At 38.4% G+C, this 14,630-nt stretch carries 15 protein-coding genes; 4 read left to right on the plus strand and 11 right to left on the minus strand.

Annotated features, from left to right (window positions below; all coding sequences use genetic code 11):
- Positions 1 to 69: 69 nt before the first annotated feature.
- Entirely contained in the window at positions 70 to 1,191 is a 1,122-nt protein-coding gene (gene ribB, locus FUA25_RS05660; protein WP_147755932.1) for a 3,4-dihydroxy-2-butanone-4-phosphate synthase, read from the plus strand.
- Between the two features lie 11 nt (positions 1,192 to 1,202).
- The gene (locus tag FUA25_RS05665) at positions 1,203 to 1,712 is read left to right on the plus strand and encodes a TPM domain-containing protein (protein ID WP_147755933.1); all 510 of its coding nucleotides are present in this window, start codon (positions 1,203 to 1,205) and stop codon (positions 1,710 to 1,712) included.
- A gap of 17 nt (positions 1,713 to 1,729) precedes the next feature.
- Here FUA25_RS05665 and fmt read toward each other — a convergent pair whose 3' ends face one another.
- The 4 genes from fmt to folK form a co-directional block, all read right to left on the minus strand.
- Complete coding sequence (fmt, locus tag FUA25_RS05670; RefSeq protein WP_147755934.1) at positions 1,730 to 2,677, minus strand: methionyl-tRNA formyltransferase; 948 nt, start codon at positions 2,675 to 2,677, stop codon at positions 1,730 to 1,732.
- Between the two features lies 1 nt (position 2,678).
- Positions 2,679 to 4,583: an ATP-dependent DNA helicase RecQ gene (locus FUA25_RS05675; RefSeq protein ID WP_147755935.1), complete on the minus strand. Its 1,905-nt coding sequence runs from the start codon at positions 4,581 to 4,583 to the stop codon at positions 2,679 to 2,681.
- Positions 4,584 to 4,664: 81 nt separating this feature from the next.
- Positions 4,665 to 6,098, minus strand: coding sequence for an OmpA family protein (locus tag FUA25_RS05680; protein ID WP_147755936.1), 1,434 nt, complete (start codon positions 6,096 to 6,098; stop codon positions 4,665 to 4,667).
- 185 nt (positions 6,099 to 6,283) lie between these two features.
- The gene (folK, locus tag FUA25_RS05685) at positions 6,284 to 6,697 is read right to left on the minus strand and encodes a 2-amino-4-hydroxy-6-hydroxymethyldihydropteridine diphosphokinase (protein ID WP_147755937.1); all 414 of its coding nucleotides are present in this window, start codon (positions 6,695 to 6,697) and stop codon (positions 6,284 to 6,286) included.
- Between the two features lie 21 nt (positions 6,698 to 6,718).
- Here folK and sppA point away from each other — a divergent pair, with 21 nt between their 5' ends.
- A complete protein-coding gene (gene sppA / locus FUA25_RS05690) occupies positions 6,719 to 8,476 on the plus strand; it encodes a signal peptide peptidase SppA (RefSeq protein ID WP_147755938.1) in 1,758 nt (585 codons plus the stop codon).
- Between the two features lie 48 nt (positions 8,477 to 8,524).
- Here sppA and FUA25_RS05695 read toward each other — a convergent pair whose 3' ends face one another.
- The 6 genes from FUA25_RS05695 to FUA25_RS05720 all read right to left on the minus strand — a co-directional run bounded on the left by FUA25_RS05695 (position 8,525) and on the right by FUA25_RS05720 (position 11,528).
- Positions 8,525 to 8,785: a GlsB/YeaQ/YmgE family stress response membrane protein gene (locus tag FUA25_RS05695; RefSeq protein WP_147755939.1), complete on the minus strand. Its 261-nt coding sequence runs from the start codon at positions 8,783 to 8,785 to the stop codon at positions 8,525 to 8,527.
- A 122-nt stretch (positions 8,786 to 8,907) separates the two neighbouring features.
- Positions 8,908 to 9,861 carry a signal recognition particle-docking protein FtsY gene (gene ftsY / locus FUA25_RS05700; protein WP_147755940.1) on the minus strand — a complete coding sequence of 318 codons (954 nt, stop codon included), beginning with the start codon at positions 9,859 to 9,861 and terminating at the stop codon, positions 8,908 to 8,910.
- Positions 9,862 to 9,975: 114 nt separating this feature from the next.
- Positions 9,976 to 10,131 carry a DUF4295 family protein gene (locus FUA25_RS05705; protein ID WP_147755941.1) on the minus strand — a complete coding sequence of 52 codons (156 nt, stop codon included), beginning with the start codon at positions 10,129 to 10,131 and terminating at the stop codon, positions 9,976 to 9,978.
- A gap of 19 nt (positions 10,132 to 10,150) precedes the next feature.
- The gene (gene rpmG / locus FUA25_RS05710; RefSeq protein WP_015806891.1) at positions 10,151 to 10,333 is read right to left on the minus strand and encodes a 50S ribosomal protein L33; all 183 of its coding nucleotides are present in this window, start codon (positions 10,331 to 10,333) and stop codon (positions 10,151 to 10,153) included.
- Positions 10,333 to 10,578 carry a 50S ribosomal protein L28 gene (gene rpmB, locus FUA25_RS05715; protein WP_147755942.1) on the minus strand — a complete coding sequence of 82 codons (246 nt, stop codon included), beginning with the start codon at positions 10,576 to 10,578 and terminating at the stop codon, positions 10,333 to 10,335. The genes rpmG and rpmB overlap by 1 nt, the downstream gene beginning before the upstream one ends.
- A 146-nt stretch (positions 10,579 to 10,724) precedes the next feature.
- Entirely contained in the window at positions 10,725 to 11,528 is an 804-nt protein-coding gene (locus FUA25_RS05720) for a head GIN domain-containing protein (protein ID WP_147755943.1), read from the minus strand.
- An 82-nt stretch (positions 11,529 to 11,610) separates the two neighbouring features.
- Between FUA25_RS05720 and FUA25_RS05725 the strand changes: the two genes are divergently transcribed.
- Positions 11,611 to 13,755 (plus strand): M3 family metallopeptidase, encoded by a 2,145-nt coding sequence (locus FUA25_RS05725; protein ID WP_147755944.1) that lies wholly within the window; start codon positions 11,611 to 11,613, stop codon positions 13,753 to 13,755.
- 47 nt (positions 13,756 to 13,802) lie between these two features.
- On the opposite strand, the gene FUA25_RS05730 is transcribed toward FUA25_RS05725, so the two are convergent.
- Complete coding sequence (locus FUA25_RS05730) at positions 13,803 to 14,630, minus strand: hypothetical protein (protein WP_147755945.1); 828 nt, start codon at positions 14,628 to 14,630, stop codon at positions 13,803 to 13,805.

The following is a 14,630-nucleotide window of genomic DNA, read 5'->3' on the forward strand; positions in this document are numbered from 1 at the left end:
ACCTGAAATCCCCCAAATAAATTGCCGATTGCCTTAATTGTAAGTATCTTTGCAAAAATTCAAAGTAAAATGTCGGATATTAAACTCAACACCATTCCTGAGGCCATCGAAGATCTGAGAAACGGTAAAATTATTATCGTAGTAGATGATGAAAACCGCGAAAATGAAGGTGATTTTCTTTCAGCAGCAGAATTGACGACCCCAGAAATCATCAACTTCATGACCATTTACGGAAGAGGACTCATCTGTACGCCACTTCCGGAAAAAAGATGCGACGAACTGGGACTTGATATTATGGTCACGCGAAGCAGCGACCCGAAAGAAACCGCTTTTACCGTTTCTGTTGATTTGCTCGGAGATGGCGTTTCAACAGGGATTTCAGCTAGCGACAGAAGTAAAACGATTCTGGCTTTGATGGATGAAAAAACAAAACCCGCAGATTTCATGCGTCCCGGACATATTTTTCCATTACGTGCTAAAAAAGGTGGCGTTTTGAAAAGAGCCGGACATACCGAAGCGGCCATTGATCTTACGAAACTTGCGGGATTGAAGGAAGGAGGTGTAATCTGTGAGATTATGAATGACGACGGTTCTATGGCAAGGCTTCCTGAACTGGTGGAACTGGCTAAAAAACACGATCTTAAAATCGTTTCCATTGAAGATCTTATTCATTATCAGCTTAAAAAAGGTGATTTGATCGAAAGAATTGAAGAGCGTAAGGTAAAAACTGTTTACGGAGAATTCGACTTCCTGGCATTTAAGGAAACAAGTACTGATCAGATTCATTTTGCCTTGACAAAAGGAACCTGGACTGTTGATGAACCGATTTTAGTGAGGGTTCAGGCTTCCAATTCCTATTTTGATGTGTTAAGCAGACTTATTTCAGGCGAAAAACCTTTGCTTGAAAAAGTGACAAAAATGATCAATGATGAAGGAAAGGGTGCTTTGATTTTCATTAACAATGTTTCGAATTCTGAAAACACGATGCGTAAACTGCAGCAGTTTATGGACTATCAGGACGGAGCCGAAAAACGCCCGACTTTGGCTTCCAACTTCCGCGATTACGGAATCGGTACGCAGATTTTAAAGAATTTAGGGATCAATAAATTCCGTGTCATCACGCAGTCTCCCAACAACAAACCGCTTGTTGGCGGATACGATGTGGAAGTGACGGAAATGGTGGAATTATAGCTCGTAGATGGATGCTGCAAAACCTCCGAAATTATATTCTGATTTTTTGTTTCCTGATTATTTCCGGATGCAAAAATTCCGCGCAAACCCAAATCCCTTCTGAATACAGATTTGAAAATCAGATTGGGTATGTTAATGATTATGACGATTTACTGACATTGGAGCAGGAGAATAATTTAGAAAAGATTTTAAGTGATTACGATTTAAAAACCACCAATGAGATCGGGGTCGTAACCGTGAAATCAATTAAACCTTACACCGATATAAACCAATTTGGTGACGACGTCCTTACAGACTGGCGTTTTGGTAAAGATGACAAGTTTAATGGTTTGCTTATTATTATTGACGGAAAAGAACGGATGATTTCCATCCGTTTCGGAACAGGCATAATGAAAACCCTGTCCAACGAAAAAACGCAGCACATCCTTGATGATATAATAACGAAAAGATTTAAAGAGGGTAGGTTTTACGAAGGCATCACCGATGGAATAGAACATATCGCAACCGAATTAAAAGACTAAAAAAAAGGCTTGAGCAATCAAGCCATTTTTATGTCTTCGAAATTCCTGAAACCGTTCAGAAAATCTTTCACATTCATCCTTTTTTTACCTTCTAGCTGGAGCTCCACGGGAAAATAAACGCCGTCTGGAGTAAAAATTTTAAAATTATTTTTATCGATTTCTAAAGTTCCCGCCGGTTTTTCGCTACCGGATTTTTCAAATTTTCCCTGATAGATTTTCAGTGATTTTTCTTCATTTCCGATTTTAAGAACTGTAAAAGAGCACGGATACGGCGACATGCCGCGTACGAAATTATGTATTTCTTCTGAAGGCTTGTTCCAGTTGATTTTGGCATCCTCTTTGAAGATTTTAAAAGCATTTTTTGGATGTTCTACCTCCCGCTGAGGTTTTTCCTGAATTGAATTTTCTGCGAGTCCGTCCAACGTTTTTACCACCAGTTTTGCGCCCATTTCCATGAGCCGGTCATGAAGGCTTCCGGCATTTTCATCCGAAAGGATTTCTATTTCCTCCTGAAGCAAGATATTCCCTTCGTCAATTTTTTCATTGATGAAAAAAGTTGTCGCCCCTGTTTTCTTTTCACCATTAATTACGGCATAATTAATGGGTGCGGCACCCCGGTAATCCGGGAGAAGCGAAGCGTGAAGATTGAAGGTGCCCATTTCAGGCATTTCAAAAAGGATTTTCGGCATCATCCGGAAGGCTACCACCACAAAAACATCAGCGTTCAGATTTCTGATTTTCTCCAGAAACTCACGGTTTCTGAGTTTTTCAGGCTGAAATACAGGCAGGTGATGTTCTTCGGCATATATTTTTACCGGCGACTGGTGAATTTTCTGTCCACGTCCGCTGGCTTTATCAGCCACGGTCACTACGCCTACCACTTCATGCGATGACCTGTGAATGGCTGCAAGGGAATTTTTTGCAAATTCTGGGGTGCCGAAAAATACGACTTTTAGTGATTTCATTTTAATTGTTCAAGGTATAGGTTCTGAAGTTCAGCATTTTTACTTTTCCTGAATCCAGCAGGATAATGAGATTTTCAAGGATGTTTTCTTTTTCGTAATAGTGTAAACGGATTGCAATTTCTTCGACAGATGCCGGACTTTTTTCTAAAATACCGAGAATTTCGGCAGAAACATTCCGTCCGAAAATTCCTTCTTTATTCTTCTCGCACACGGAACACTTTCCGCAGTTTTTCACATTTTTCTCCCCAAAGTAGGAGAGGATGAGCTTCATTTTGCAGTGGTCCTGATCCTGAACAAAAAATTTCATTTCTTCCCATTTCTGCAGTTTGTTTTTCTGGATGTGCTCAAAAACATTCCAGTAAGTTCCTGAAATTGCCCTTTCGTCGCGTGGTTTCAGAAATTTGAGGCTCGACATTGCACCATCAATATATTCAAGATAATTTTTCTGCTGAAGTTCTTTAATTTTTTCTTTAATCAGATGAATTTCAGTGCCTATTTTATTGCTTAAATTCTGCTCGCTGAACATCACTTTGTGTGAAGAAATTCCCGAAAGGTTACGCAAAAGCAGTTCGATAAAATAACCGTCTTTTTTCGGAAGTAAATCCAGATCGTCCGCAGAAATTTTCAGTTCCAGCGAAGAAAGGCTTTTGCTGTTGTTGAAATAAACGATTTCCTGATTGTGAAGGAAATTCAGGACGTTTCTGATTTTTGCCAGTGAGGTTTTGGTGAAATTCTGGATTCGCTGCATCTCGAGTTGAAAAATTTGTTCGGGAAGATCATTTTCTGCCACTTGAAAGGTGGAGTAGAGGTAAGATACAATGTTGTGAAATTCTTTTTTATTAGGAATCTGATTCGTGAGGATCTGATCAAAATTGAGAAGTTCCTGCTCATTCCAGAAGAGGAAGGCATAACTGTCTTCACCGTCCCGTCCGGCGCGGCCAATTTCCTGATAATAGTTTTCCAGCGATGGAGGCGACGAAAAATGAACGATAAAGCGAACATTGTCTTTATCGATACCCATTCCGAAAGCATTTGTAGAGATCAACACATGGTTTTGGCTTTGCAACCACTGGTTTTGTTTTGTGTTTTTTTCTTTTACCGAGAGGCCTGCATGAAAGTAATCAACATTCTGGATCTTGTTTTTTTGAAGAAATTTCGTGAGTTCTTCAGTTTCTTTCCGTGTTCTGGCATAAATGATTCCGGCATAGGTATTGTACTTCATAAGGTTCAGAAGTCTTTCATATTTATCGGAGATTTTATCTGAAAAAATATTGATATTGGTTCTTCTGAAACTTTTCTGAAAGATTTTACACTGCTTTAAATCGAGCTTTTTTTGAATTTCCAAAAGTACTTTTGGGGTAGCAGTTGCAGTGAGTGCTAAGCACGGAATTTTTGTAAGATTCTGCCTGAACGTTTTGATGTTTTGATAACTTGGCCTGAAATCCTGTCCCCATTCGGAGATACAGTGGGCTTCGTCTACAGTAATAAATGAAACTTCAATTTCCTCCAGATTTTGAAGAAAAATTTTGTTGGTCAGCCTTTCCGGAGATACGTAAAGCAGTTTAGTCAGCCCGTTTTTGCAGCGGTTGAAGATCACTTCCGCATCAAATTCATCGAGCTCGGAAGAAAGGTATTCTGCTTCAATTCCGTTGTTCTTAAGCTGATACACTTGGTCTTTCATTAATGCCAAGAGCGGCGAGATGACCAGACATGTTCCTTCAAGAATAATTGCCGGAAGTTGGTAACATAATGACTTCCCACCCCCAGTCGGGAGAAGGGCAAGCGCATCGTTACCGCTGATGACGGCATTGATAATTTCTTCTTGTGAATCCCGGAATGTATCATAACCCCAAAAATGCTTAAGGGTCTGGAATTTTAACTTCTGAAAATCCTGGTGAGAAATCATGGAGTAAAATTACTGAATGTAGGAGGAAGCACCAAAAAAGCCACGCAATGCGTGGCTTTTATTATGATAATTTTTATAAAATTATTTAGCTTCGAAGTAAACTCTTCTGTTTGCTCTGTTTTTCCATTCAGGGCATTTTTCAGCAGGATCACATTCTGGGTATTTCAAATCTGATTCTCCTTTTCCAACTGCTTCCAGTTTGTTTGAAGTAACACCGTTGTTTACCAAATAACCTTTTACATTGTTTGCTCTTCTCTGTGAAAGATTCATGTTATAAGCTTCTGATGCTCTTGTATCGGTAGCTCCAATAATTCTGTAAGAACCTGCAGAAGAATTGATATAGTTCACTGCGTTATTAAGAATTGGCGTATTTGAAGGTAAAATCTGATCTGAGTTCAAATCAAACTCGATTCCTTCCAAAGTTCTTGTATCATCAGAAATCAAACCCGAACCTGTTCCTGTAGTTGTAGGACAACCGTTGTTTTCAACAGGACCTGGAACCGTTACACATTTATCATAAAGATCAATAACACCGTCTAAGTCAATATCCAATGCAACACCGGCACCGTCAACTCTTGCTCCAGCAGGAGTGTCAAGTTGTCTGTCCCAATCGTCACAAACTCCATCGTTATCAGCATCACCGCTTTTACAAACTTCTACGTCCTGATTTTTATCAGCTAAAACGTCTAATTTGTAATAAACTTCCTGTAATGGGTCATGCCACATCAAGTGAGATTCGTGTTTTCCTAATTTTAGGGAAAGACCTAAACTGGCATTCCAGAAATTATCAGTATTAAGAGAACTGTTATTATATACAAAACCATCGAATGTATCTCTACCTGTAAATACATACATTAAACGTCCTTGAACATCTACTCTTCTGTTGATTTTATATTTCAGACCTGCTCCACCCTGTGCGAACATAGCTCCAACATTGAAAGGCTTAATTTCTGCTGTTAGGGATTGCCCGGCTGCAGTTTCTAGATAAGCTCTGTAAGCTAAAGTACCAATACCGGCGTAACCGTGAAGGGCCCATCTGAAAGGAGAGTGATTGTCAACCCTTCTTAAAAGGTTGGAGAAATTGATATCACCTAATAATGAGATAGCATCAAATTGCGTTCTTGCACCCATTTCAAAACCGGTTGCATTATCAGTTTTGGTATTGAACCATCCCTGTCTGGTTTCTCCTCTGTCATATTGAAGACTTAAGCCAAAAGCATGGGTAATAGCCTTGTCAATACTGAAATAGGCTGAATATCCGAATACGTTTTTTCCAGGCATATCACCAAATTTCAGTGATTGTAATTCTGCATCCTGCATCAGGGGAACACCTGCACCGAATGAGATTGACCAGTCATTGAACCGTTTTGAATCTTGGGTAAACGGAGATACATTCGCTGAACCCGAAGAGTAAGTATTTGGATACTCTCCCATCGAAACTGCCGTAGAATCTTGTGCAGAAGCAGTAGCAGGAATTGCTAAAGCTAATGCAAGAATTGCTAAATTTAATTTCATAATTTTATATTTAAGTTAATAATGATATATTCTTACTGTGAGATACTCTTTTCGTGGATAATCAATAAATATGCCAAGAAAACGATTTTTTTTAAACAAATATTCTTAAAATTCGCAGTTTTAAATAAATAAAACTGGGTATTTGCTATATTATTGCAATTATTGTTAGAAATATCTCATCATTTTTACAAACATTTTATCAATTTAATTGAGAAACTTCTTTCAAATAAATGCTTTTGATGTGGTATTTTAAGATTAGCCGATTCAAATTTCAAACCATTAAACAAAACAATATCTATATCGATAATCCTGTCTGTATAACCGCCAACTGCTTTTGAATCTGCAACTCTGCCCATTTCCACCTCAATTTCTTTTACAATTTTGAGAATTTTTTGGGGAGAAAATTGCGTAATTAATAATACTGCAATATTACAAAAATTATTGGAACTGGCAAATTCTACGGGGGTTGTCTCTAAAACTACGCTTTTCTTTAAAATATGACCAATCTTATTTTCGATTTTATTTAATGCAGTTTCGATATTTTTTTTTCGGTCTCCAAGATTACTTCCGAGTAACAAAGTGACGTGTTGGTGCGACATATGTGGAAATTAAAAATTATTATGAGAAATTTTTTTAAAAATGTCTTAGCAAATATAGTAGCAATTATCATTATCTGTGCTGTATTTTGTCTGTTTTTTATAATGATACTTGTTGTAAGTGCAGTGGGCGAAAATAAAAAAACTGATGTTAAAAATAACTCAGTTTTGACTTTGGATTTTAAAACCAGGATTATTGACAGTCCTACTGAAGCCCAGCAAGGTTTTTTTGCTATGGCTGACAAGGAGAAAGATATCATGATTTTTGATATTCTGGAAGCTATAAAAAACGCAAAGACTGATGATAAAATTAAAGGGATCAGTATTGAAACCGATTATATCAATGCCGGACTCACACAGCTGGACAATATCCGCGCTGCTCTGGAAGATTTCAAGAAAAGCGGGAAGTTTGTTTATGCTTATGGTAATGTAGTCACGCAACCCGGTTATTATCTGGGATCGGTTGCCGATAAGTATTATTTAAATCCGTCCGGCGGGATTGAACTCAAAGGCATGTCAACCGAAGTCGTTTTCTTTAAAAAATTTGCCGAGAAATATGGAATCGGTACAGAAGTAATTCGCCATGGAAAATTTAAGGCAGCAGTAGAGCCTTTTTTAAGAGATGATATATCTCCCGAAAACAGAGAACAGCTTTCTACACTGCTGAAGGATATCTGGTCGGTTAACGCGCAAAAAATGGCTAATTCAAGAAAAATAGATACCGCGGATTTCAGAATTATTGTTGACAGCCTCTATGGTATCATCCCAAATCTTAGTGTGCAGCATAAACTTGCTGACAAATTGATTCAGAAATCGGAATACGACAATCTGATAAAGGCGAAACTGAATGTAAAAAATGAAGATAAACTTCATAAAATCCCTTTCAATAAATACATCAGTTCATTTAAGGAAAACCATATCGATGACGACAACCAAATTGCCGTTTTATACGCTTCGGGTTCGATTTATAATGGAGAAGGTAGCAATGATATTTACGCGGTGAACTTTATAAAAGAAATTAAAAAACTAGCGGAAAACAAAAAAGTGAAAGCAGTAGTCTTCAGAATAAATTCTCCGGGAGGCAGTGCAAATGCGTCAGACGAAATTCTGTTTGAACTGCAACAGTTGAAAAATAAGAAACCTATTGTTGTTTCTTTCGGAGATTATGCAGCTTCCGGAGGATACTATATTGCAATGGCTGCAGACAGAATTTATTCTGAGCCCAATACATTAACAGGATCTATCGGAGTCTTTGGCATTATTCCTTATTTTAAAGACCTTGCAAATAGAAATGGAATCAGATCAGACGTAGTTTCTACCAATGCCAATTCCAATATGATTTCGGCAATTAACGGTGTAACTCCCGGAACCTTACACATGATGACCCAAAGTGTGGAGCAGACTTATAAAAGGTTTGTACACTTTGTAACCGAAAACCGTAAAAAATCTTTCGGCCAGATCGATGCGATTGGTGGTGGAAGAGTATGGAGCGGGACACGTGCCCAGCAGATCGGTTTGGTTGATGAACTGGGAAGTCTGAATGATGCAGTAAACTATGCAGCTCAGAAAGCAGGACTGAAAAAGTACAATGTTGCTGCATATCCTAAAAAAGTAAACCAGTTCGAAGAGTTTTTCAAAAATCTTAATGGAGAGGAGATTTCTGCAAAAATCATCAGAAATAAGATAGGCAACGAAAATTATAAAATCCTTGAGCAGATCACTACTGCAAAACAGCAAGGCGGAATTATGATGGAGATGCCTTATCAGATCAACTTTAAATAAAAAAAACCGCTTTGAGAAATCAAAGCGGTTTTTTTAATATTTTGTCGTTTAGACTCTTCTGTTAGTTACAGCCCCATAAATGAAGAGAACCAGAATTGCGCCTAATACCGATATTGCAATTGTTCCAATATCCCAAGGATTGCCGTCGTCGCCAATTCCTAATGCACCGGCTACAAAGCCTCCTACTAAAGCACCAACTATTCCTAAAATAATTGTGATAAGCCAACCGCCGCCTTGTGCTCCAGGCATGATAAGTTTTGCGATTGCTCCAACAATAAGACCAAAAATGATCCAAGCTAAAATTCCCATAGTTTTAAATTTTAAATGTTAATATTAATGTAATTACTTCTTTTCAAAATTGAAGCCATTATGTTTTTGAACGATTTAAAAGTGGGAATATTATAAACTTGTGGTGTAATTCTGAAAATACGTTATGTTCTTTTGAAAAAAGAATCCACAAACTCCATTCCGTTGAATAATTGAAGATCTTGTATCTTTTCACCAATCCCGATATACTTCACCGGAATCTGAAACTGATCTGAAATTCCAATTACGACACCACCTTTCGCAGTTCCATCCAATTTTGTGATTGCTAAAGCATTCACTTCGGTTGCAGCAGTAAACTGTTTTGCCTGTTCGAAAGCATTTTGGCCCGTGCTGCCATCCAATACCAGTAAAATTTCATGGGGTGCATCCGGGATTACTTTCTGCATCACTCTTTTTATTTTGGTGAGCTCATTCATCAGATTTACCTTGTTGTGAAGTCTTCCCGCAGTATCTATAATTACAACATCTGCGTTTTGGGCTACAGCGCTCTGAACGGTATCAAAAGCTACAGAAGCAGGATCCGATCCCATGCTTTGTTTCACAATTGGCACACCTGCTCTCTCGCTCCAGATGACGAGTTGATCTACTGCCGCAGCCCGGAAAGTATCCGCCGCCCCTAAAATCACTTTTTTACCGTCTGATTTAAACTGATGCGCAAGTTTTCCGATGGTAGTGGTTTTTCCTACGCCATTCACTCCAACAACCATAATTACGTATGGTTTTTTGGAAGTATCGATATTCCCGGTCTCCGCATTTGGATTTTCCAGTAAAAGACCGGAAATTTCCTCGCGCAGAATTTTATCCAATTCTTCGGTCCCGACAAATTTATCGCGCAAGACCCGGTTTTCTATCCTTTCAATGATTTTTATTGTCGTAGTGGCACCAACATCCGAGGCAATCAGGATCTCTTCCAGTTCATCCAGCACCTCTTCATCCACTTTGGATTTACCCACAACTGCTTTGGAGATTTTATCAAAAAATCCCTGATTCGATTTCTCCAGACCTTTGTCCAGAGTCTCTTTTTCTTCTTTTTTAAAAATTTTTTTATACCAACTCATGCCGGGTTTTAGAATTTAAATTCCAGTATTTCTGATTATGTTTTATAAACAAAGATAACAAAAAAACTACCCAAAAAATTTGGATAGTTTTATATCTTCTTTACAAAGAGGAGGTTATTTCTTCAAAAAACCGTCAACTTCGTCAGCGTTCATTACTTTTTCTTCGAAAATGTAAGCACCACTTTTAGCGGACTTCACCATCTTCACAACCTTAGTCATTTTTTTTGAACCTGCACCGCCCTGAAGCGTTGCTACTACTTTCTTTGCCATTTTTTATTGTTTTAAAAAATTACTTGATTTCTTTGTGTAGGGTATATTTTTTAAGAACCGGATTGAATTTTTTAAGTTCCAATCTTTCTGTGGTGTTCTTTTTATTTTTAGTGGTGATGTATCTTGACATTCCTGCTACACCGGTTTCTTTATGCTCAGTACATTCTAAAATTACCTGAACTCTGTTACCTTTTTTAGCCATTACTTTTTAATTTTTATAAATCCGTTTCTTGTTGCTCTTTCCAACGCTTCTTCAATACCAATCTTGTTGATAATTCTCAATCCGTGTGCAGTAACTTTTAAGGTTACAGATTTTTCCAGCTCCGGAAGGTAAAATTTCTTCTCCAATAAGTTAATTTCAAAACGACGCTTCGTTTTGTTATTAGCGTGAGAAACATTGTTTCCTACCATTGCACGCTTTCCTGTTATTTGGCAAATTCTTGACATATCTCGATGTTCTTTTATTACTACTAAATATTTGAGAGTGCAAAATAACGAAGAATTTTTCTGTTAGACAAATATTTACGGTTTAATTTTTTAGTTTTTTGAAAATGAAATTTCTATACAGCTAATTTCGAGATGAGCAATTTTTATCACTGTACCAAAATGCTTCCGCCACTGCTTTCTTTTTGGCTGATCACATTCAGATTGCCTTTTTTGGAAACAGCGATATCTCCGGAAGAACTTGCCGATGCAGTCAGCTGTCGCGAAACCGAAAGGCTTACATTTCCGCCGCTCGATGCCTGTAAATCTGCATTTTCTGCAACCAGATTCCGAGCGTTGAGTGTTCCAGATGAAGAAGCATCCATTTCTGCATTCTTCGCCTCACCGGAAAGATTGATTTCACCCGACGAAGTTACTTCTGCACTTAAATCAACCGCCCATATTTTGCCTGTGAAATTTCCTGAGCTTGAAACATCAACTTCCATATTATTTGCTTCGAAATTCCCTTCGATATTGGCTGAACTCGATACTTCAATATCAGTTCTGTCCTGCGTGAATTTGTTTTTCACGAGGATGTTTGCCGAAGAACTCGCTTCAATTTTAGAGAAATCCTTCGCATAAATCTTTGCCGAGACTTTTTGGGCGGAAATATTTAGGCTGGGTTTGAAATGAATATGAATCTTGCCGGCAACATTATCCACCAGAATTTCATCCAGAATATCGGAAGGCGCCGAAATGACTACCTTTTCTACATCAGATTTAATCACTTCAGCCTGAATGGACTGTGAAACCTTTATCTCATCAAAATTTCCGGGATAGGTTTTCTCCCGAATCGGTCCTTTTCCCTCAATGCTTTTGCCAAAGGGGCCAAAACTTACCGAATCATTTTTGCCGTTGCCGCAGGAATTTGCGGTTAAAGCAATTGCAAGTAGAGCCAGAATCTGTGTTTTCATGGTGGTATTTTTAAGGTATAAATTTAATAAAACAAATCTAAATTGTATCTTTAATGCTTTAAAAAAATACAACACCTTAAGAATGAAAAATATTACCTCCTTATTTTTCCTGTCCGCACTCGGATTGGGAGTTTCCTGTTCAACTATGAAAAATCCTCAAACATCAGCTCCTGAATCTATTTCTGTTAGCCCCGAAATGACTTCAAACCCATTTATGAAGAAAAGTGCTCTTCAATATCAGGCGCCGGAATTCGATAAAATAAAAGATGAACATTTTAAACCGGCTTTCGATTACGGAATGAAAGTTCAGCTTGCCGAAATTGAAAAGATTGCCAATAACACTGCTGCGCCGACTTTTGAAAACACCATTCTTGCCTTGGAAACGAGCGGCGAAGTCTTGAAACGGGCGCAAATTGTCTTTTTTAACCTTACCGGTTCCAATACAAACCCCACTTTACAGAAACTGGAAGAGGAATATGCACCAATTTTTTCGGGACTTTCGGATAAAATTTATCTGAATGAAAAAATATACTCCCGCATCAAGGGGATCAATACCGGAAATTTAGGTTCAGAAGAAAAAAGGCTTCTGGAACTGTACAAAACGAATTTTGAAATCGCCGGCGCCAATCTTTCCGCCGAGAATAAAGAAAAAGTTAAGAAAATTAACGAGGAACTGGCCACACTTTCTACCCAGTTTTCCAATAAACTTCTCGATGCACGTAAAAACGGAGCAGTTCTGATTTCGGATGTTAGAGAACTCGACGGACTTTCTGCAGACGAAATTGCTGCAACTGCTGCTGACGCTAAAACTGCAGGTCATGAAGGAAAATACCTCCTCACTTTACTCAATACCACCCAACAGCCGCTGCTTCAGAATCTGAAAAACCGTGCAACGCGGGAAAAATTGTTTAAAGCTTCATGGTACCGCGCGGAAAAAGGGAATGCAGACGATACCCGCAACATTCTGGAAAGACAGGCGAAACTGCGCATGGAAAAAGCACATCTTTCCGGAAAAAAATCTTTTGCCGAATGGAAACTGCAGGATCAGATGGCTAAAAATCCTGAAAATGCTATGAACCTTCTTGCACAGCTGGCTAAACCGGCTGTAGCAACTGCAAAAAGAGAAAGCGATGAAATTCAGGCCCTGATCGATGAGCAAAAAGGTGGATTTACCGTTGAGCCATGGGACTGGAACTTTTATTCGGAGCAGGTTCGGAAAGCAAAATACGATCTCGACGAAAACCAGATCAAACCTTATTTTGAGGTCAGAACTGTATTGCAGAAGGGCGTTTTCTTTGCTGCCGAGAAATTCTACGGAATCACTTTTAAAGAAAGGAAAGATCTGCCGGTTTATCATCCCGATGTGACCGCTTATGAAGTTTTTGACCGCGACGGAAAGTCACTGGCCATTTATTACCTTGATTTTTACACCAGAAACAATAAAAATGGCGGCGCGTGGATGAGCAATTTCGTGGAACAGTCGCATCTTTTGGGACAGAAACCGGTGATCGTGAATGTTTTCAATTTTCAGAAACCGGCCGAAGGAAAGCCTTCTCTAATATCATATGACGATGTTTCCACGATGTTTCATGAGTTTGGCCACACGCTTCACGGACTTTTTGCTGACCAAAAATATATTTCGATTTCAGGAACCAATACGCCAAGAGATTTTGTGGAATTTCCATCACAGATCAACGAATTTTTCGCTCTCGAACCTTCTGTGCTGAAAAATTATGCCCTTCATTACCAAACCAAGCAGCCCATGCCGCAGTCTTTGGTAGATAAAATCAAGAAAGCGGGAGACTTCAATCAGGGATATGCGACAACAGAACTTGTTTCTGCAGCCACTTTAGATATGAACTGGCATTCGGTAACTGATGAATCGCAGTTCAAACCCACTCTGGAATTTGAAAAAGACGTACTGAACAAATATGGTTTCAACCTGAAAGAGGTGCCACCAAGATACCATACACCATATTTTGCACACATCTGGGGCGGCGGTTATTCTGCAGGATATTATGCCTATATGTGGAGTGATCTTTTAAATGCCAATGCATGGGAGTATATTTCTACACACGGTGGAATGACGAGGGAAAACGGAGACCGTTTCCGAAAATACATTCTTTCGGTAGGAAATTCGGTGGACCTGAATCAGGCGTTTAAGGATTTTACCGGAAAAGCGCCGGACATTAAGCCGCTTCTGAGAAACAAAGGATTTATCAAATAAAGATTCATCTCAAAAAGAAACCGCTCAAATTAATGAGCGGTTTTTTTTTATGGATGACGTTTCTTTTGATCCTCTTGAATTCTCTTCATCGCATCGTTTGTGATAATAACTAATTTATTTCCCTCTGCATTCCATATACTGGTGTATTTTTCTGAAATAACGCTGTAAATTTTTATTCCGAAGGAATTCGAATACAGCATTAGTGTGCAAACATCAGTAGAAGTTATATATGGCCAATCTTCTAAAACATGGGTATGAGAACCACCTTCTGGAATACTTTCTTTTGGGATCTCAGCGTTTGAATGCACAATAATTCCTTTATGGAGTTTTTCAACTTTTTTAATTTCATTTTTCTTATTAAAGGTGATAACATAATCGTTCCCCAAAACCATTACACCATTCACTGAAGGTCCAGTTAAAACAAAAACTTTTTTTTCTTTAGGATTAATTATTGGGACAAGATTGAGATTAGTATTGTTGTAACGTTTGAATATGGTATCATTATTTATGTGAGTCAAGGCTTTTTGGCGAATAGCAGCATATTCTTTTTCTACATCACTAAATTCCCTCACTGTTAAATCCAGCTTCGCGTTTTCAGGTTTATAGTTAGTTGGGAAAATAATTGTTCCAATCACTTTATTGTCTTTTGAAAAAAAGATACATCTGGGAATGTCATTTTCAAGATATGAAAAGTAGCCTCCAATATTTTCTTTTTCTTTGAAATTAGTTAAAAACAAGTCAGTTCCATTCCATGAAGCCATTTCACTTCGGTATATTTGCACTCCCTCATTTTTAATATCCTCAGCAACTTTTTGAAGATTTTGTGCGAAGTAGGGCAGACTACAAAAGATGAAAAGTATTGCAGTTTTTTTCAT

The organism is Chryseobacterium sp. (assembly GCF_008014695.1).
Lineage (GTDB): Bacteria > Bacteroidota > Bacteroidia > Flavobacteriales > Weeksellaceae > Kaistella.

Bases quoted from the DNA above. Each gene is read 5' to 3' on its own strand.
- folK (WP_147755937.1), bottom strand. From the start codon at position 6,697: ATGTCGCACCAACACGTCACTTTGTTACTCGGAAGTAATCTTGGAGAC.
- FUA25_RS05730 (WP_147755945.1), bottom strand. From the start codon at position 14,630: ATGAAAAAAACTGCAATACTTTTCATCTTTTGTAGTCTGCCCTACTTC.
- ftsY (WP_147755940.1), bottom strand. From the start codon at position 9,861: ATGAGTTGGTATAAAAAAATTTTTAAAAAAGAAGAAAAAGAGACTCTG.
- ribB (WP_147755932.1), top strand. From the start codon at position 70: ATGTCGGATATTAAACTCAACACCATTCCTGAGGCCATCGAAGATCTG.
- rpmG (WP_015806891.1), bottom strand. From the start codon at position 10,333: ATGGCTAAAAAAGGTAACAGAGTTCAGGTAATTTTAGAATGTACTGAG.
- FUA25_RS05705 (WP_147755941.1), bottom strand. From the start codon at position 10,131: ATGGCAAAGAAAGTAGTAGCAACGCTTCAGGGCGGTGCAGGTTCAAAA.
- FUA25_RS05720 (WP_147755943.1), bottom strand. From the start codon at position 11,528: ATGAAAACACAGATTCTGGCTCTACTTGCAATTGCTTTAACCGCAAAT.
- FUA25_RS05695 (WP_147755939.1), bottom strand. From the start codon at position 8,785: ATGGGAATTTTAGCTTGGATCATTTTTGGTCTTATTGTTGGAGCAATC.
- FUA25_RS05665 (WP_147755933.1), top strand. From the start codon at position 1,203: ATGCTGCAAAACCTCCGAAATTATATTCTGATTTTTTGTTTCCTGATT.
- FUA25_RS05675 (WP_147755935.1), bottom strand. From the start codon at position 4,583: ATGATTTCTCACCAGGATTTTCAGAAGTTAAAATTCCAGACCCTTAAG.
- FUA25_RS05725 (WP_147755944.1), top strand. From the start codon at position 11,611: ATGAAAAATATTACCTCCTTATTTTTCCTGTCCGCACTCGGATTGGGA.
- sppA (WP_147755938.1), top strand. From the start codon at position 6,719: ATGAGAAATTTTTTTAAAAATGTCTTAGCAAATATAGTAGCAATTATC.
- rpmB (WP_147755942.1), bottom strand. From the start codon at position 10,578: ATGTCAAGAATTTGCCAAATAACAGGAAAGCGTGCAATGGTAGGAAAC.
- FUA25_RS05680 (WP_147755936.1), bottom strand. From the start codon at position 6,098: ATGAAATTAAATTTAGCAATTCTTGCATTAGCTTTAGCAATTCCTGCT.
- fmt (WP_147755934.1), bottom strand. From the start codon at position 2,677: ATGAAATCACTAAAAGTCGTATTTTTCGGCACCCCAGAATTTGCAAAA.